Below are 18,087 nucleotides of genomic sequence, written 5' to 3' on the forward strand. Positions count from 1 at the left end.
GGAGTGAGCCTGCTCGCGATTGAGTGCGCAGCACTCACCAAGGTCAATCATGCTCTACACCCAGAAGAATCCGCCCACTGGAACAGGTCGCCGTGTCATTGCGATAAGCGAAATACAATTTGCGGCGCTCAGGATCAAAGCGCAGGTGCAGCTGAATTTCATCTCCCGGCCGCACCAGTTGCTGGAACTTCAGCACTTCCATCCCGGCAAACGGGCCGGTCAGATTCAGCAACTGCCGCCCAAGGTTCAGCGCCCATTCCACCTGCACCACACCCGGCAATACTGGTGCTTTGGGAAAGTGACCACTGAAATAAGCCAGATCCGGCGGCACGCTCAGTTGCAGACTCCATTCACCCTCAGTTTCGACCTGTTCCAGCACTTGCGGCGCTTTCGCTCGCGGGGCAATCAGCAAGGTTTCGATATCGGCCTGCGGCAGCTTGCCTTGGCTGTTCAACGGCAATTGCCGCACCAGTCGCCAGCGTCGGGGCAGGGCCAGAGCTTCGCAGTGTTGGCGCAAATGCTGGCGCAGGGTTTCAGTCAGGCTGCGACGGCCGTGCTCACGCAAGGCAAACAGGCCGTCCTCGCTGAGCACCAGCAACGCACCGAGGGAAGCACGGTTTTCCTGGACCACACCCAAGCGCGCTTCAGCGACCCATTCGTGGGCAACCAAGGCTTGTTCGAGCATGGGCAGCGAGATACGTTTTTCTTCCAGTTTGACGATCCGGTCCAGCCGTCCGAGCAGTTCGAAGCGGCCATCGGCAGCGATACGCGCGGCGTCAGCGGTGTGTTCGACGTGCCCGGCAGGTAAATAAGGTGAAGCGATCAGCAGGGCGCCTTCGCTGTCCTGGCTCAGTACGACATCGGCGAACGGTTGCCACAGTTGTTCGCCCTGACGCCAGGCAATGCCGCCGGTTTCCGAACTGCCGAGGATTTCCGTCGGCCATTGCTGCAGACGTTGTTGCAGGCTCTGCGCAGCTTCAAGCGGCAACGCGCCACCGGAGGAAAATACCCGGCGCACAGCGCTCAGGGCTGGCCAGTCGAGGTTGTCGCCCATGCGCTTGAGCAGCGCCGGGCTGGCGATCCAGGCGAAGGCCGGATGTTCGCGGCTGGCACGCTGCAAGTCTTCGGGGAACGCCAGCTGCTTGCGCACAAACGGGCGTGCGGCGCACAGCGGCCACAGCACGCGAAACAGCAAGCCGTAGATATGTTGGGTGGCGACGCTGCCGATGATGCAGGCCTCGCCGAGATCCGCGCCCCACAGTTGCTCCAGCGCTTGGACTTCGTTGGCCAGTTGGCGCAGGGTCTTGTCGATGCGCTTGGGCTCGCCGCTGGAACCGGACGTGCACAGGCTCAGACGGCACTGGTCGAGGTCCAGTTCGGCGCCGGCGAGCGGCTGCTGCTGAACCTCGCTCAGTTGCGCGTCATCGGCTTGATCCGTCAGCCACAGATCGACTTCAGCCGACCAGCGCTGGCGGGTTTGTGGCTGCAGATCCGAAGGCAGCAGAACGCTGACGCCGGCACGCCATGCGCCCAGCAAAGCGATGGCCAGTTCAGCGGCATCTTCCAGATGCACAGCCAGGCGCTTCACGCCTTGCGCTTGCAGACCGGCAGCAACGCTCAGCGCCTGTTCGCACAGCTGCGCGTGATCGAGGGCCGGTGCGTGGCTGATGGCCCGCGCCGGCACAGGCTTGAGCAATAGCTGCTCAAGTTTTATCCAGTTCATGTACGGCCTCTTACCCGTTGTCGTATCAGCCATTCAATGGCAAACATCAGGCCGATCAATCCATAGGAGATCAGGCCGGTGTACAACATCCACCAATTCAGCGGCGCCCACAGGGTCAGCAGGGCGGCGCACAAACCGTTGCAGAAGAAAAACACGCTCCAGGCCACCGTGACCTTGCGCGTATAGCGAATAGCGTTTTCCGGTAGTTCTGGCTCACGCAACCGCGCCATACGTTCGACCATCGGCGGGCCGTATTTCAGGCTCAGGCTGAACAGCACCAGCATGAAGCCGCTGATCAGCACCGGGTACCAACGCAGCAACAGCGGACTGTCGAACAGCGCCAGCAGCAGGCAAAAGGCGATCGCCACACAGGCCATCCACAGGCTGCCGGGTTTGCGCTCGCCGGTCAGTGCCCGCGCCAGCCACAAACTGCCCAGCAGCAGTCCGAACTGCCACGGGGCAAAATGCTCCATGCCGAAATACACCGCAAAGGGGTACAGCAGACCGGCCAGCAGCAGGCCGAGGCCGATCAGTCGGCTCATGCGGCCGGTTGAACCAGACGGTAGACCGCCTCGACCACGTCACCGACCGTGCGCACCGATTTGAATTCTTCGGCGGCGATTTTCTTGCCGGTCTGGCGCTTGATGTGATCGATCAGATCGACCGCGTCGATGCTGTCGATTTCCAGATCCTGATACAGGTTGGAGTCCAGGCTCACACGGGCCGGATCCAGTTCGAACAGCTCGACCAAGGCATCGCGCAGGGTGTTGAAAATATCGTCACGAGTTTGCATGGTCCGGTCTCAAGCTGCCTGTTTTGCCGTGACGAATGCCGCAAGGCTGGCCACGTTGGTGAAATGGTTACGGGTGTCTTTGGCGTCGGCGTCGATCTTGATGCCGTATTTTTTCTGGATCGCCAGACCCAGTTCCAGCGCGTCGACGGAATCCAGGCCCAGGCCTTCGCCGAACAGCGTCTGCTCGTCGCCAATGTCGTCGGCGCTGATGTCTTCAAGGCCAAGGGCATCGATGATCAGCAGTTTGATGTCACGCACCAGGCTAGGGGTGTTCAGATCGCTCATCTTCGGCGAGCTCCTTAATGAAGTAGTTGTGCAAATAATCGTTGAGCTTGCGCGAGGCCTGCGGTGCAGGCCCCTGCGCGGCGAAGGCTTGTGGGTCTATATCGGCCCCGACGCGGAAACTGAAGTGCACGCGGCGGCTGGGGATCCGATACCACGGTTCGGCTTTGGTCAGCGTGGTCGGGCTGACCTTGATAATCACCGGCGTGAGAATTTTCGCACCGCGCAGGGCAATCGACGCAGCACCCCGATGAAAGGCCGGCGCCTGGCCCGGCTGGGTGCGCGTACCTTCCGGGAAAATGATCAGGGTCTGGCCGTTTTGCAGGGATTGGGCGGCGGCATCGAGCATGTCCATGCTGCCGTCGTTGCTGATGTATTCGGTGCTGCGCAGCGGGCCACGGGTGAAGGGGTTTTCCCACAGGCTTTTCTTCACCACGCAATTGGCCTGGCGTACCAGACCGATCAGGAACACCACGTCGATCAGCGACGGGTGGTTGGCGATGATCATCTGCCCGGAACGACCGAGACGTTCGGCGCCTTGAATGTCGTAGGTCAGCACGCCCGCGCGGGCCATGAAACGCACGAAAAACCAGAACAACCGGCTGACGGTCTGTCGCGCGCGTCGACGGTGCGCAAGGGCGTCACCCGGCAGGCAGCCCAGCAGCGGGAACACCAACACACGCAGGCACAGTCCGCCCAGCCCGAACAGGGCGAAGCTTGCGGCGGTGGCCAGCAGGCGCCAGTAATAGGCGTCGCGGTTTTTCTCGGTCACGGGTTGCGTTGCCAGGTCCATACACGATTTTTCCAGGCATGTTGGCAATGGGTTTGCTGGCCGAGCAGGGTTTGCAACAGATTCAGCGCGTGGGGCCAGTGCGCTTTTGACCGTGTTTCTGTGGTGCTGTTCAGGGTCAGCCGCCAGTCGGTACCGGGGGTCAGCAAGAGACCGAGCGCGTAGGGAAACGGCACATCGTCAATCCACGCTGAGTACGCTTCGGGTGGTTGTTCTTCGGTAATGATCAGCAGCACCGCCGGTGCGCCTTCATCGAGCAGGGCGGCGGCTTCGAGCATGCCGTGTTCGAGGCCGTCTCCCGCAGCGGCGAGGGCGGTCATTTCACTGGTTTCGCCACGCATGATCGACCACAGGCCAATGATCGCGTTGTGCACCGACAGGCTGAACTGCGTCGGTGACAGCGGCTGCTCGGTCGCCAGATCGCTGAGGATCTCGTAAGTGCGCGGGGTTTCGCCGTGACGCGAAACAAACACCAGCGGCAGATTCTCCCGTCCGTCGGCGAGTGGCCAGCCGACGCTGAACGCCATGCGTGCCAGTCGGCTGAGGCGGCGGCGTTGCATGGCCGGCAAAAACGACACATCGGGCGCGGCATCACTGCTCTGGAGCACGACCGGTTGTCGGCTCCAGGCCTGCCAGGCGTCCACGCTGTCGAGGCCAGGGGCCCACGCGCGCCATTGGGCGATGTTGAAGTTGATCACGGACATTCATCCCGCCCCTGCGGGCTTGTGTTGACGCGTTTGGATGCCAAAGCTGCAGCAGGCCTGACGTGGCGCATGGCGCCGGGTGGCGCGCATTATCCCGGTGCGACGAGTGTGTAGCAAATGCTGGTTACATTTTGTGCAATGAAATGTACCGAGTGGTTCGCAAGAAAACTGTCACTTGGCCATTATCCAGATTGTCAGCGGCTTGTCTGTCGGGCTTCTCGCCGATCAATGGCGGTTATTGCGCTATCTGTCCGTGGATATTTGCACCTGACTTTGTAGTCCGTGTCCATGAAGGTAGCGAAGCAAGGTCGCGCACATCTACACTCGGTCATTCTTTGATACACGGAGGTTTGGTCATGCGGCGCGTGGTGTTCAATCAGAAAGGTGGCGTAGGTAAGTCGAGCATTGCCTGCAATCTGGCGGCGGTCAGCGCCAGCGAGGGTTATCGCACGTTGTTGGTGGACCTTGATGCCCAGGCCAACTCCACTCAGTATCTGACTGGGCTCACCGGCAACGACATCCCGATGGGCATTGCCGACTTCTTCAAGCAGACGCTGTCCTCGGGGCCGTTCTCGAAGAAGAATCAGGCCGATATCTACGAAACCCCGTTCGACAACCTGCACATCATCACCGCGACCGCCGAGCTGGCCGACTTGCAGCCCAAGCTCGAGGCCAAGCACAAGATCAACAAGCTGCGAAAGTTGCTCGATGAGCTGTCCGAGGATTACGACCGGATCTACCTCGATACGCCGCCAGCGTTGAATTTCTATGCGGTATCGGCGCTGATTGCCGCTGATCGTGTGCTGATTCCTTTTGATTGCGACAGCTTCTCCCGTCAGGCCCTGTATGGCCTGATCGCGGAAATCGAAGAGCTGAAGGACGACCACAACGAAGGTCTGGAAGTCGAAGGCATTGTGGTCAATCAGTTTCAGGCCCGGGCAAGCCTGCCTCAGCAGATGCTCGATGAGTTGATTGCTGAAGGTTTGCCGGTATTGCCGGTGTATCTGAGCAGTTCTGTGCGCATGCGCGAATCGCACCAGGCCAGCATGCCGCTGATTCACCTCGACCCGCGACACAAGCTGACCCAGCAGTTCGTCGAACTGCATAACTTGCTCGAAGATCACTGATCTCCCGAGCTACGCAGATCCCCTGTAGGAGTGAGCCTGCTCGCGATAGCTTCCTTTCAGTCACTCAAGTGTTGGCTGACAGGACGCTATCGCGAGCAGGCTCACTCCTACAATTGGATTTGTGTTGGGTCAGATGCCCTGGCTACGCAGCCACGCCATCAACTGCGGCAGCGGAAACGCACCACTCTGCCGCTCCACCTCTTTGCCGTTCTTGAACAGAATCAAACTCGGAATCGAGCGAATCCCCAACTGCGCCGACAACTGCTGATTCGCTTCGCTATCAAGCTTGGCCAAGCGGCACTTGCCTGCCAACTGCGCCGCCGCCTGCTCGAACACCGGCGCAAACGACTTGCACGGCCCGCACCACTGCGCCCAGACATCCACCAACAACGGCAGATCGCCCTTGATCTGACTGGCGTAATCGCCTTGCTTGAGTTCGAACGGTTTGCTCAGCAGCACGGCGGATTTGCAGCGTCCGCACTTGGGCTGATCCGCAAGGCGCTCGGCAGGGATGCGGTTGAGGCCGTTGCAGGAGGGGCAGGGGATGAGGAGTGGGGTGGTCATGATTGGTTCTCTGATAGGCAGTCTATAGAACTGATTTGGAGTCGATCTGCCAACTTATCAATGTCGCAACTGCTCACATTTTTGTCAAAACCGTTCCGGGATCGATGGCTAGTCTGAAGACCAATTCGGAGTTTTACGCTTGTCGTGAGGAGATCGCTTTGTCTTTATCTGCGTGCTACTTTTGTTGCACTAATCCAGGAATTGATGATTCCTATGCATCAAATCGGAGCGACATAATGTCCGTAACTTCCAAGATACGCCGCCAAGGCGGCGCTGCCGTCATTACAATTCCGCCCACGCTTTTAAAGTTGTTGCATCTGGAGGTTGGCGCACAGCTAGAGCTGAATGTGGTCGATGGCGAACTGATTGCTCGTCCAGCCGTAGCCGCTACGCGTAAGCGTTATAGCTTGTCAGAGCTACTCGAAGGTGCAGAAGAACTGCAGAAACTTAACGCCCAGACTAGCGAGACTCTTGAAGGTGATTCTGTCGGCCGGGAGCTGGGTTGATGGTGCGCCGACAGCCCCCTCAGCGGGGTGACGTTTACTGGATTGATCCGAACCCAGTGGCCGGGCGGGAGATGATGAACAGACATCGCTTTGTGGTGATTACGCCCAGAGAGATCAACGCATTGGGCGTGAGCATGACGGTGCCTGTTACTAGCGGTGGGAATTTCAGCCCGAATTTGGGTTTGGCGGTGGCCATTACTGGCCACGAAACCAATGGTGTAGCGGTGTGTAATCAGGTTCGGAGTTTTGACATCGAACAACGGGTACGAGATGGCACGGCCAAATTCATCGAGCGACTGGATGACGTGACAATGTCTGACATTGTCGACCGTGTAATCAGTGCAATCGATCCGCTAAGCTGAAACGCCTCAGGAAGAACAACTGATCTCCAAATGCTTGCCCCACTCCGGCGGCCGCTCTGCATAAGCCTCCATTCCCGGCTGCTGCTCAAACGGTTTGCTCAACACTGCGTGCAGCCGGCGTACCTCTGAGTAATCCCCCTGCTCAGCCGCGTCGATGGCTTTTTGCGCCAGGTAATTGCGCAGGATGTACAGCGGATTGACCGCGTGCATGCGGGCGCGGCGCTGCTCTTGATCCGTGTCGCCATCGCGTGCAACCCGGGCGACATAGCGTTCGCCCCAGGCGTCGAAACCCTTGATGTCGACGAAATCGTCACGTAGGCGGGCCACGGCCTGTTCGGCGGATTCTTCACCGAGTCGACGGAAGAACAGTGTGTAGTCGACGCCGCTGTTCTGCATCAGTTGCAGCAGATCCTCCAGCAGTTTCTGGTCTTCGTCTTCAGCGGTAGTGAAGCCGAGGCGGCGGCGCATCAGGTCGAGGTAGTGCGCCTGGAACAATGGCAGGTACAAGCCGAGGGTTTCGCGCAAGGCTTCGACGCTGATGAACGGCGTCAACGCTTGAGCCAATGCACTCAGGTTCCACTGGCCCACCGGCACCTGATTGCTGAACGAGTAGCGGCCCTGATCATCCGAGTGATTGCAGATGAAGTTGGCGTCGAAATCATCGAGGAAGGCAAACGGGCCGAAGTCGAAGGTGATGCCGAGGATCGACATGTTGTCGGTGTTCATTACGCCGTGACAGAAGCCATAGGCCTGCCACTTGGCGATCAGTTCGGCGTTGCGCTCGACGATCTCGCGGAACATCGCCAGATACGGTTCCGGTTGCTCCAGGCACTCAGGGAAATGCATCGCCAACACGTGCTCGCCGAGCTGCTTTTGCTGCTCGGGGCGTTTGGTGTAGTAGAAATATTCGAAGTGGCCAAAGCGGATGTGGCTCGGCGCCAGACGCAGCACCATCGCTGCGCGTTCCTGCTTTTCACGCCAGACCGGGGTGTCGGAGCCGATCACGCACGCAGCGCGCGACGAAGGGATGTTCAGCGCATATAGCGCCTCGGAAGCTAGGAACTCACGGATTGACGAACGCAGCACCGCACGACCATCGCCCATGCGCGAAAACGGCGTCTGTCCGGCGCCCTTGAGGTGCAGATCCCAATGCTCGCCGGCCGCGTTGTACACCTCGCCCAACAGCAGGCCACGACCGTCACCCAATTGCGGCGTGTAACCGCCGAACTGATGCCCGGAATAGACCATCGCCCGCGGCTCGGCATCGGCCCACAGCTTGTGGCCGCCAAACAGTTCGGCAAATTCCTCGGTTTCAGCGGTCGCCGGGTCAAGATCCAGCAAAGCCAAAGCCGCCGGACTCGCGACGACCAGACGCGGATTGTCGATCGGCTCAGGCAGCACATGGGCGGAGAACGCGTCGCCCAGGCGGGCGAAGCGATTGTCGAAGGTCAGTTCGTCGAGGGCTTTCAAGGGCCGGCTCCAGCAGAATGTCCGAGCATTCTGCTGGGAATAGGCCGGTTAGTCGAGTTTGGCCGGCGGCGGCTCTTGCAGCGGTTTCTGATCGTCGGCGACTGGCACGATGGTTTTGGTTTCCGGCTCGATCGGCACCATCTTGTATTCCTGACCGTGAAGGTTCTTCAGGTAAACCTCCATCTGGCGGAACGAGATGTTGATGTGCTGCTTCTTGAACTCGCGGTTGATGAAGCGATTGACCTCATCGAGCACCGGGTTGCGGTCACCGAGGTCGCGCACGTGCATGCGCAGCTCGTGGTCGAGGGTGCTTTCGCCGAAGTTGAGGAAGTACACGTGCGGCTCGGGTTCCTTGAGCACGCGCGGGTTCTCGCGGGCAGCCTTGAGCAGCAGTTCCTTGACCAGATCCAGATCGGAGCCGTAGTCGACGCCGAGTTTCAGCGTGACGCGGGTGATGGTATCGGTCAGCGACCAGTTGATCAGTTGTCCGGTGATGAACGTCTTGTTCGGGACAATGATGTCCTTGCGGTCGAAGTCGGTGATGGTCGTGGCGCGGATGCGGATCTTGCTCACCGTGCCCGACAGGTTGCCAATGGTGATGGTGTCACCGATCCGCACCGGTCGTTCGAAGAGGATCATGATGCCGGAGATGAAGTTGGCGAAGATCTCCTGCATACCGAAACCGAGGCCGACCGACAGCGCCGCCACCAGCCATTGCAACTTGTCCCAACTCACGCCGAGGGTCGACAGGGTCGAGACGAAGCCGACGCCAGCGATCACGTACGACAGCAACGTGGTGGTCGCGTAGGCACTGCCCTGAGCCAGATTGAGCTTGGACAGCACAAACACTTCGAGCAAGCCGGGCAAGTTGCGCGCGAGGGCAAAAGTGATGCCGATGATGATCAGCGCGCCGAGCATGTCGCCGATGCTGATCGGCACCATGCTCATGTTGGCGCCGGTGCCGCTGGTGTATTCGTAGAGGGTGATGTTGTCGAGGTACGAGAACACCGAAATCAGGTCCGACCAGACCCAGTACAACGCGGCAATGAAACCGCCGAGCAGGGCCAGACGGATCAGGCGCAGGGACTGCTCGTTGACCTTTTCGATGTCCAGCGTCGGCTCTTCGATCACCGCTTCACCGTCGCCAGCCTCTTTCGCCGCCTGCCGTTTGGCCAGGGCGCGCTGATAGGCCAGACGTCGCGCGGCGACGCTCAGGCCACGGACGAAAGTCGCTTCAATCACCAGCCAGAACATCAGCAGATACAGGGTGTTGATCAAGCGGTCGCTGAGCTTCAGCGCGGTGTAGTAGTAGCCAAAGCACACTGCCACAAACAAGGCGATCGGCAGCAAGGTGAACATCACACCGACGGCTTTGCGGAACAGTGACGTGTTCTCGTGGGCCGGGCTGCTGATCAGCAGACGGCTGAGCAGCCAGGCCATCAAGGCGTAGCAGGTCAACACCACCGGCATGCCGAGCACATCGTCGGCGAGTGCGGCCGGTTGCAGTTCGGCGACGGCAACAATGGTCACCAGCGCCATGACCACCAGACCCAAACGACGGATCCAGCCCTGGAGGAACTCGACCTGCGGTTTTTCCCAACGGAAGTGCAATTCCGCTACGCCGCCCGGCGCGAGAATCCGGTAAGCGGTGTAGAACACCAGCCACGCCTGCCCCATTTGCAGCAACGCCGCGCCCATATTGGCGTTCTGCCCACGGGCGTCAATCTGCAATGCCAGGCCGCACAGTGCCAGACCCAGCGCCACTGGCATCGCCAGCAGAATATTGATCAGGATCGCCTGCGGGGTGTGCCATTGGCTGTCGCGTTTGAAGTGGCCGATGTCCTGGTGAACCTTGTTCAGCCGCGCATACAGATTCTTGCGTCGCCACAGCAATGCACCGATCAGCAGCGCCAGCGGCAGGAACAGCAACGGTCGCTGGATCAGACCGTCTGTCAGCTCACTCAGGCTGGAGGCCCACGGCAGGGTGTCGACCTGACGTTTCAGGCGCTCTGGCACAGCGCGCATCCATTCCAGGTCCAGCGGCTTGTTGCTCGGGATCCAGAACATCTGCTCATCCAGCGTTGCGCGCAGGCTCTGCGCGGTGCTCAGCAGTTGTTTCTGGTTGAGCTGCAGGGTGATCGACTCGTTGAGCATGGCGCTCAGTTCGCGGTTCAACCGCTCCAGCAGATCGGCGCGAGTGTTGGCCAGGTCCAGCAGGTTTTTGCGCAATTGCGGCGTGACCTGTTCCGGCGGCTGCGTGGACAGCAGGTTGTCGACATAGGCGGCGGGATTACTCAGTTGCTCACGCTGCTGGCTGACGTCGAATTGCCACAGGCGAATGTCGGCGATCTGATCCGCCAGATCGCGGTCGACCTTGAGGCGCGGCAGGGCTTGTTTCTGCTTATAGAGAATCTTCGACAGCAGCAGGCTGCCCTTGAGCACGCTGATCTGCTCGTCCAGTGCTGAATCGCTTTGGGTCAGGCTGTCGAGCTGTTGTTTGGTCTGCAGATTCTGTTGGGTGACTTCGTTGAGGCGGTCAGTGCTTTTGAGCAGGTAGTCGGAGAGCTTGAGGTTTGCCGTGCTTTCGATGGCCAGCAGGCTGCTGCTCCCGGCCTTCTGCGCTTCGATCGATTGCTGGGTCACGGTTTCCTGCGACTGCGCCAGACGCTTCTGGTTGATCAGGGTTTGCAGTTCCTGGATCTCGCGGTCGAGGCGGTCGGACTTCTCCGACAGCAAGTCATGCTGGGCGTTGCCCAGATCCTGCAACTGGCTGTTGCCGGCCAGCTCCTGACGACGCAGCGGAATCAGCGCATTCAGCGCCGCCAGTTCGGCGTTCAACTGATCGCGCTGTTCGGCGGTGACGGTTTTACCCGCGTCCTTGCCGGATTTGAGGATGTTGTTGATCTGCTGGATGCGCGTCTGGCTGGCGGATATCTCCGCTTGCGCGCGCTCGGGACGCGTCTGCGCGGTGATGATCAGGCTGTTGGCGTCGGCCAGGGCCTTTTGCAGGTCACTTTGCTGAGTCGAGCGATCGGTGAGGATTTGCTCCAGTTGCTGAATCGACTCCTTGGGAAAACGCTGCGCCACCGGCACCACGGCGTTGGCCTTGAGGCGTGTCAGTTCGCGGGTGTTTTCAATCGTCTGCTTGGGCGCGGTCGCCAGTTGCTGCTTGAGATCGATCAGCTTCTGTTCGTAATCACGCTGGTTGTTCAGCTGATTGAGCGTGTTCTGCAGGACGGTCTGCAGGCTCTTTTTATCGGCATCCGGCAGTTTGCTGTCGGCGAGTTTGTCGAGGCTGGCCTGCACGGCGTCGCTGGACGGTGGTTCGGCGGCGTACAGCGGGCCGACAGTAAGACTCAGGCCCAGCAGGGCCACGACGAAAAAGGAGCGCAGGGTAGGCATAGAGACCGGTCAAGCAAGTGAGAGTGGACGCAGTTTAGAGGAAGAGCCCGGGGCCCGGGCGACTTCCTTCGGGGAATCTGACGCCCACTTTGCCGATCTTGTTCCCGTCCATGACCGCAACCGTCCAGTGGGTGTTGTTCCACTCCACCTGGTCACCGACGATCGGTGCGCCGCCGACTTTGTGCGCGATGAAGGCGCCCAGGGTCATGTCCGGATCAATACCATCGGCGGGTAGGCCATAAAGCGCTGCAACCGCTTTAAGCTGGGCGTCTCCTTCGAGCACGAAGTCACCGAAGAAGCGCAGATCGAGACCGCGTTGCGGCGCCTGGCTGAAGAGTTTTCCGAGGGCGCCAAGGTTGTGTTCATGGCCGATAACACACAGTAAATCATCGACTTCCAGCACCGTACTACCCGACGGATGGAGCAGTTGCTGACCACGAAACAGTGCAGCGATACGCGTGCCTTCGGGCATTTTCAGCTCGCGCAGGGGCGAACCGATGCACCATTTCTCCGCGCCGAGCTTATAAACGAACAGCTCCCATTCGCTGGTGACGTGGACTTCCAGCGCCGCGCGGGAAATCGGCGCTGGCTCCGGCGGTACGGTCACCTTCAACAGCTTGGCGACCCAAGGCAGGCTCGTGCCCTGCACCAGCAGCGACACCAGCACGATGAAGAACGCGAGGTTGAAGTACAGCTGCGCATTCGGCAGCCCGGCCATCAGCGGGAACACCGCCAGAATGATCGGTACCGCGCCGCGCAGGCCAACCCAGGAAATAAACGCTTTCTCGCGGCCATGAAACGCCTTGAACGGCAGCAGGCCGACCATCACCGACAGCGGCCGCGCAAACAGAATCATCCACAGCGCCAGACCCAGCGCGGGCAGGGCGATCGGCAGCAAATCATGTGGCGTTACCAGCAAACCCAGCACAAGGAACATGCCGATCTGCGCCAGCCATGCCATGCCGTCGAGCATGTGCAGAATGCCGTGGCGACTGCGCACCGGGCGGTTGCCGATGACCAGACCGCACAGGTAAACGGCGAGGAAGCCGCTGCCGTGCAGGGCGTTGGTCAGGGCGAACACCACCAGACCGCCGGCGATCACCAGAATCGGATACAGACCGGCAGCGAGGTTGATGCGGTTGACCAGTTGCAGCATCAGCCAGCCACCGCCGAGACCGATCACACCACCGATGCCAAACTCGCGGATCAGGTGGGTCAACAGGCTCCAGTGCAGGCCGGTCTGGCCGCTGGCGAGCATGTCGATCAGGGTCACGGTGAGAAACACCGCCATCGGGTCGTTGCTGCCGGATTCGATTTCCAGGCTGGCGGTAACCCGCTCGTTCAGGCCTTTGCCGCCGAGCAGCGAGAACACCGCTGCGGCGTCGGTCGAGCCAACGATGGCACCGATCAACAAGCCTTGAATCAGATTGAGATCGAACAGCCAGGCAGCGGCCATGCCGGTCAGCCCGGTGGTAATCAACACCCCGACCGTGGCCAGTGATAACGCCGGCCATAACGCCACGCGGAAACTCGACACCCGCGTACGCAAGCCGCCGTCGAGGAGAATCACTGCGAGTGCGAGGTTGCCGACCAGATAGGCCGTCGGGTAGTTATCGAAAATAATCCCGCCGCCATCGACCCCGGCGGCCATGCCGACCGCGAGAATAATGACCAGAATCGGAATGCCGAGACGGGAAGAAAGAGAACTGACAAGAATGCTTGCGCCTACCAGCAACGCGCCGATCAAGAACAGGCTGTTGATGGTTGTCGCATTCAAAGGCAGTACTCCAGAAGCGTAAAGACGGGCACAAACTGACCATGCAGTCTGCGTGCCAGCGATTCTAACCTGTTGAAATGTGATGCTGTCAAAAAGCTTTTTGCGCTGGCGTGTTCGGGATTTTAGTTCGGCGCAAGATTGCAGCCCTCACCCTAACCCTCTCCCAGGGGGAGAGGGGACTGATCGCGGTGTTTGTTCAAGTTGCACCGACCTGAAATTCCGAGTCGAGCACAGGTTTTGAAAAACACGAAGATCTGCCCCCTTTCCCCCCTCTACCGGAGGGAGAGGGGACTGATCGAGGAGTTTGTTCAAGTTGCACCGACCTGAAATTCCGAGTCGAGCGCAGGTTTTGAAAAACACGAAGATCTGCTCCCTTTCCCCCTCTCCCTCTGGGAGAGGGCTGGGGTGAGGGGCTTTTGACTTTGATCTCAAAATTTACAGGCTGAACCGCCCAACCATGTTGTTCAGGTCCAGCGCCAACCGCGACAGTTCATTACTCGCCGCACTGGTCTGATTCGCGCCGGTCGCCGATTGCACCGACAAATCACGAATATTCACCAGATTACGATCCACTTCCCGCGCCACCTGCGCCTGCTCTTCGGCGGCGCTGGCGATCACCAGGTTGCGCTCGTTGATTTCGACGATGGCGGTGTTGATGGTGTCCAGCGACATACCGGCACCCCGGGCGATGTTCAGGGTCGACTCGGCACGTTCGGTGCTGTTGCGCATCGAATCCACGGCGTGTTCGGTGCCGCTCTGAATGCTGCCGATCATCCGCTCGATTTCGCTGGTCGACTGCTGAGTGCGATGCGCCAAGGCACGGACTTCATCCGCCACCACAGCAAAACCGCGACCGGCTTCACCGGCACGGGCCGCTTCAATCGCCGCGTTCAGTGCCAGCAGGTTGGTCTGATCGGCCAGACCACGAATCACATCCAGCACCTTGCCGATGTCGCGGGATTCATTGGCCAGATCGCCGATCAGGCTGGCCGTGCTCTGCACATCGGCGCTCATGCGTTCGATCGCACTGACGGTTTCCTGCACCAGATCACGGCCGTCGCCGGCAGACGTGGTGGCGTTTTTCGAAGCTTCCGAAGTGCTCACGGCGTTGCGTGCGACTTCTTCCACGGCGCTGGTCATCTCGTTGACCGCCGTGGCCGCCTGTTCGATTTCATTGTTTTGCTGAGTCAGGCCACGCGCGCTTTCGTCGGTGACGCTGTTCAGTTCTTCAGCCGCCGAAGCGAGCTGAGTGGCCGAGCCGGAAATGCGCTGCAGGGTGTCACGCAGTTTCGATTGCATCTTCGCCATCGCTGCCAGCAGGCGACCGGCTTCGTCCGAACCATCGACATGGATGGGCTGGGTCAGATTGCCTTCAGCAATGGTTTCCGCAGCGTCCAATGCTTTGGAAATGGGCTTGGTGATGCTCACCGTCAGCAACCAAGCGAACAGGAAGGTCAGGCCAGTGGCGATTACCAGCAGAGTCACCACCAGATCAAACGCTGAAGAGTACTGGTCGGCCGCTTGCTGATTGGTCTCGCTGATCTGCTCACCGTTGATCTGCATCAAACGGTTGAGCACGCTGTTCACCGCTTCGGAGTTGTTCAGCAACTCGGTGTTGAGCAGGGTGCGTAGATCATCCACCTGATTGTTGCGCGACAAGCTCTTCATGCGGTCTTCGATCTGGCGATACTGACCGAGCAGTTGCACGTACTGGTCGTACGCTGCACGTTCTTCAGGGCTGCCGATGAGTGGCTCGTAGGCCGTTTGAGCCGCGCGAATCTGTTGGTTGCGCATGTCCAGCAACTCAACGGTTTTCTGCTGCACGTCCGGCTCGCGGTTGACCAGCAAGCGGTACGACAGCACGCGCAGGCGCAGCGTCAGTTGGGTGAACTCGTCGAGGTTCTTGATGCTCGGCACGCTGCTGGAGGAAATGTCCTCGGCGGCGCCGCGGATTTTGCTCATCTGATTCAGCGCGAACACGCCGAGAATCAGCATCAGGCCGCCGATCAGGGCGAAACCGGTAAACGCCCGTGGGGCGATATTCATATTGCGAAGGGACATGGGGCGGATACCAAGAGAGGGCCGCATCCATGCGGGCTGAGACTGCTGTATGGATGACTTATCGGTCATACGACTAAAGTCTTGAGGCAGTGTGCGTATTTGTCGCAGAAGGGCTGGGGCGACGAAGTGCAGGAACCAGATCGGCAGATCACAGTCTTTAACACTCGCAGGAACGGTCCGCTACCAGGAAAATCAAGGCCTTGCGCCGGTTTAACCCTGGCATCCGTGGTGACTTTTCTTTATCGTACGCGCCCTTTGAAAAACGCTTGGAAGATCAAAATGTTGGAAGCATCCCTCAGCCAATTGGAACAGCTCGTCAGCGACCTGGTGCAACAGAACCAGACCCTCGCGCAAACCAACCAGACCCTGTCCACGGAACTGGCCCAGGCCAAGGATGAAAACGAAAGCCTGCAACTGAACCTGATGGAACAGGAAGAAAAGCACGGCGCCACCGCTGCCCGCATTCAAGCCCTGGTTGATCGCGTCAATGCAGGTCCGGTCAGCGCATGAACCACCACACAGCAGGGGTAAAAGTCGTCTCCATTCTCGGGGAGGACTATTCGATCAAGGCACCGGCCGGGGAAGAACAGACCCTGCTGGACGCGGCCATGATGCTCAAGGCAGCGCTGGATGACACCAAGCGCAAATACCCGACACTGATCGGTGACCGCTTGCTGGTGCTGGCGGCGATGAATCTGTGCTCGCAGCAGATTGAAATGAAGAAGCAGCACAAAGAAGAACTCGACCGTTACCAAGAGCAAGTCAGCGCCACGGTCGACACAATTGCCAAGACCATCAATCAGGGTTGAAGCCGGGGCACCACGGACATTCTTCCAGGAGCGCTCCGCGCGCGAGGAGCGCTCTGGAGAGGCTGTCATTCAACTTTTTTGAAATCAGCCCTTAAGACGAAATTACCATCATCTCTTTTCGATACGATTTTTCGAAAACATATGTACAGATCGGAATAGTCAGGGTGGCGCAGGAAATCGCCTTCTGCAACGCATTCAGCCATCTCATCGTGGCTGAGAGGGCGGGTGGTTCGCAGCGGCTCCGCAAGTGATTCGATCCTGGTCTCAATATGAAAGCCGTCTGGCATTTCGATAATTGATCTAGAAGTAACCACAGTCAGATCCTGCCCTGAATATCGAAATCGTTGGCCGGTACGCACATTCCTGAGCATCTGATCCAGGTTCATGTCTGGACTGCGTTCTTTCGAAAGTATTTCGCTCATCTCAATCTCCTTGGTTGGGGTATGACTTGCCCAACCCTACGCCCTCCTCTGCGCAGGAGCACCTGACAACCTTGACAGTAGACAAGGTGGTTTTTTCGTGGATGGATTTCAAACAAAAAGATGTAAATCAGGAACAATAATCAAGATTCCTGTATACATCTGGCGCGACAGTTGCAGTGTTTCAGACTCTTATTCTTTGGGGGTGCTCCATGCAGTTGTGGCGACGCAGTATTCAATGGCAGCTGATTCTCAGCATGGGCACTGCCCTGCTGGTCAGTATCCTGATCGTGGTTGGCATTTATACCCTGGTGGTCAACCGCCTCGCCCAGAGCTATCTGGTCGAGCAAGCGCTGCCGTCGAGCATTGAAGCGACGCGCAACGATATCGAACGGATCCTCGTGCAACCGCTGACGGCGGCCAAGGATATTGCCAGCAATACGATGGTCCGCGACTGGCTCGCTACTGGCGAAGACGGCAGCAAAACGGCGGGCTTCGCGCAGTATCTGGAAGGCATCCGCGCCGAACATAAAGCTTTTACTGCTTTGATCATCGGCACCGAATCCAATCACTACATCACCGAAAAAGGCCTGGATCGCACCCTCAGCCGTTCAAAACCGGCTGACGCGTGGTTCTATTCCTTCCTCGACAGCGATCAGCCGCGCACTCTGAATATCGACAACGACGGGGCGACCGGAGAGTTGGCGCTGTTCATTGATTTGAAGGTGGAGCAGGCCGGCAAAGTGGTCGGTGTGGCCGGGCTCGGTTTGAGCATGAAAGAGCTGTCGGAGCTGATCCACAATTTCAGCTTTGGTGAGCGCGGCAAGGTCTATCTCGTGCGTTCCGACGGTTTGATTCAGGTGCATCCGGAAGCGCAGTTCAGCGGCAAACGCACCTTGAGCGAGCAGATTGGCGCCAATGCGGCGCAGGCCGTCATGGGCCAGAAAACGGCGATCAGCAGCAGCTTCCAAAGAGATGGCGAAGACTTCCTCGCCTTCAGCCTGCCTCTGCGTGATCTGGGCTGGACCCTGGTGGCCGAAGTGCCACAGTCGCAGATCTATGCCGAAGCCCGAAAAGCGATGTGGATGAGCGGCGGTATCGGTCTGGCCGTGGCGTTGGTGTGCCTCGCTTTGGTGGTGTGGTTGGCGCAAGGTTTGGTGCGACCGATTCGCCAAGTAACAGCCGCGCTGGTAGCAATCGGTAGCGGTGGGGGAGATTTGACCCACCGGTTAGATTCCAGCCGTGCCGATGAGCTGGGCGACCTCGCTCGCGGCTTCAATCGTTTCCTCGATAGCCAG

General features: G+C 59.3%; 17 protein-coding genes and 2 pseudogenes. 6 read left to right on the forward strand and 13 right to left on the reverse strand.

Annotated features, from left to right (window positions below; all coding sequences use genetic code 11):
* Positions 1 to 43: 43 nt before the first annotated feature.
* From AC5SEM_RS28230 to AC5SEM_RS28255, 6 genes are read right to left on the reverse strand one after another with little or no spacing between them, the layout of a single operon-like run.
* Entirely contained in the window at positions 44 to 1,723 is a 1,680-nt protein-coding gene (locus tag AC5SEM_RS28230) for an ApeI family dehydratase (protein WP_495471750.1), read from the reverse strand.
* Positions 1,720 to 2,265 (reverse strand): COG4648 family protein, encoded by a 546-nt coding sequence (locus AC5SEM_RS28235; RefSeq protein WP_077570470.1) that lies wholly within the window; start codon positions 2,263 to 2,265, stop codon positions 1,720 to 1,722. Before AC5SEM_RS28235 ends, AC5SEM_RS28230 begins: the two co-directional genes overlap by 4 nt.
* Entirely contained in the window at positions 2,262 to 2,516 is a 255-nt protein-coding gene (locus AC5SEM_RS28240; RefSeq protein WP_064388843.1) for an acyl carrier protein, read from the reverse strand. The genes AC5SEM_RS28235 and AC5SEM_RS28240 overlap by 4 nt, the downstream gene beginning before the upstream one ends.
* A gap of 9 nt (positions 2,517 to 2,525) precedes the next feature.
* Positions 2,526 to 2,801: a phosphopantetheine-binding protein gene (locus AC5SEM_RS28245; RefSeq protein ID WP_116029224.1), complete on the reverse strand. Its 276-nt coding sequence runs from the start codon at positions 2,799 to 2,801 to the stop codon at positions 2,526 to 2,528.
* Positions 2,779 to 3,591, reverse strand: a complete 813-nt coding sequence (locus AC5SEM_RS28250) for a lysophospholipid acyltransferase family protein (protein ID WP_077570474.1) — start codon at positions 3,589 to 3,591, stop codon at positions 2,779 to 2,781. The genes AC5SEM_RS28245 and AC5SEM_RS28250 overlap by 23 nt, the downstream gene beginning before the upstream one ends.
* Positions 3,567 to 4,292, reverse strand: coding sequence for a beta-ketoacyl synthase chain length factor (locus AC5SEM_RS28255; RefSeq protein WP_495471751.1), 726 nt, complete (start codon positions 4,290 to 4,292; stop codon positions 3,567 to 3,569). Before AC5SEM_RS28255 ends, AC5SEM_RS28250 begins: the two co-directional genes overlap by 25 nt.
* Positions 4,293 to 4,648: 356 nt before the next feature.
* Between AC5SEM_RS28255 and AC5SEM_RS28260 the strand changes: the two genes are divergently transcribed.
* Entirely contained in the window at positions 4,649 to 5,419 is a 771-nt protein-coding gene (locus AC5SEM_RS28260; protein ID WP_212620551.1) for a ParA family protein, read from the forward strand.
* A 129-nt stretch (positions 5,420 to 5,548) separates the two neighbouring features.
* Here AC5SEM_RS28260 and trxC read toward each other — a convergent pair whose 3' ends face one another.
* Positions 5,549 to 5,983 (reverse strand): thioredoxin TrxC, encoded by a 435-nt coding sequence (trxC, locus tag AC5SEM_RS28265; protein ID WP_495471752.1) that lies wholly within the window; start codon positions 5,981 to 5,983, stop codon positions 5,549 to 5,551.
* Between the two features lie 236 nt (positions 5,984 to 6,219).
* Here trxC and mazE point away from each other — a divergent pair, with 236 nt between their 5' ends.
* Together mazE and mazF are read left to right on the forward strand one after the other, a co-directional pair.
* Entirely contained in the window at positions 6,220 to 6,489 is a 270-nt protein-coding gene (mazE, locus tag AC5SEM_RS28270; protein ID WP_008077592.1) for a type II toxin-antitoxin system antitoxin MazE, read from the forward strand.
* On the forward strand, positions 6,489 to 6,851 hold the full coding sequence (gene mazF, locus AC5SEM_RS28275) for a type II toxin-antitoxin system toxin MazF (RefSeq protein ID WP_495471753.1): 363 nt from the start codon (positions 6,489 to 6,491) through the stop codon (positions 6,849 to 6,851). Before mazE ends, mazF begins: the two co-directional genes overlap by 1 nt.
* A 6-nt stretch (positions 6,852 to 6,857) precedes the next feature.
* Here mazF and selO read toward each other — a convergent pair whose 3' ends face one another.
* The 5 genes and pseudogenes from selO to AC5SEM_RS28300 form a co-directional block, all read right to left on the reverse strand.
* Positions 6,858 to 8,321, reverse strand: coding sequence for a protein adenylyltransferase SelO (gene selO, locus AC5SEM_RS28280; protein WP_495471754.1), 1,464 nt, complete (start codon positions 8,319 to 8,321; stop codon positions 6,858 to 6,860).
* Between the two features lie 48 nt (positions 8,322 to 8,369).
* Positions 8,370 to 11,723 carry a mechanosensitive channel MscK gene (gene mscK, locus AC5SEM_RS28285; protein ID WP_495471755.1) on the reverse strand — a complete coding sequence of 1,118 codons (3,354 nt, stop codon included), beginning with the start codon at positions 11,721 to 11,723 and terminating at the stop codon, positions 8,370 to 8,372.
* A 34-nt stretch (positions 11,724 to 11,757) separates the two neighbouring features.
* On the reverse strand, positions 11,758 to 13,500 hold the full coding sequence (locus tag AC5SEM_RS28290; protein ID WP_034152922.1) for a potassium/proton antiporter: 1,743 nt from the start codon (positions 13,498 to 13,500) through the stop codon (positions 11,758 to 11,760).
* A 435-nt stretch (positions 13,501 to 13,935) separates the two neighbouring features.
* Positions 13,936 to 14,808, reverse strand: coding sequence for a methyl-accepting chemotaxis protein (locus AC5SEM_RS28295; protein ID WP_371042268.1), 873 nt, complete (start codon positions 14,806 to 14,808; stop codon positions 13,936 to 13,938).
* 30 nt (positions 14,809 to 14,838) lie between these two features.
* Positions 14,839 to 15,630, reverse strand: a pseudogene (locus tag AC5SEM_RS28300) (MCP four helix bundle domain-containing protein); the annotation flags it as partial.
* 210 nt (positions 15,631 to 15,840) lie between these two features.
* Here AC5SEM_RS28300 and AC5SEM_RS28305 point away from each other — a divergent pair.
* Positions 15,841 to 16,071 carry a hypothetical protein gene (locus AC5SEM_RS28305; protein ID WP_007909525.1) on the forward strand — a complete coding sequence of 77 codons (231 nt, stop codon included), beginning with the start codon at positions 15,841 to 15,843 and terminating at the stop codon, positions 16,069 to 16,071.
* On the forward strand, positions 16,068 to 16,370 hold the full coding sequence (locus tag AC5SEM_RS28310; RefSeq protein ID WP_064117128.1) for a cell division protein ZapA: 303 nt from the start codon (positions 16,068 to 16,070) through the stop codon (positions 16,368 to 16,370). The genes AC5SEM_RS28305 and AC5SEM_RS28310 overlap by 4 nt, the downstream gene beginning before the upstream one ends.
* A gap of 65 nt (positions 16,371 to 16,435) precedes the next feature.
* Here the strand turns inward: AC5SEM_RS28310 and AC5SEM_RS28315 are convergent, their stop codons facing one another.
* A complete protein-coding gene (locus AC5SEM_RS28315) occupies positions 16,436 to 16,792 on the reverse strand; it encodes a hypothetical protein (RefSeq protein WP_495471756.1) in 357 nt (118 codons plus the stop codon).
* A gap of 254 nt (positions 16,793 to 17,046) precedes the next feature.
* On the opposite strand from AC5SEM_RS28315, the pseudogene AC5SEM_RS28320 reads away from it, so the two are divergent.
* Positions 17,047 to 18,072 (forward strand): annotated as a pseudogene (locus AC5SEM_RS28320) (HAMP domain-containing protein); the annotation flags it as partial.
* Positions 18,073 to 18,087 lie beyond the last annotated feature (15 nt).

It is taken from the genome of Pseudomonas sp. CH61, from assembly GCF_059429415.1.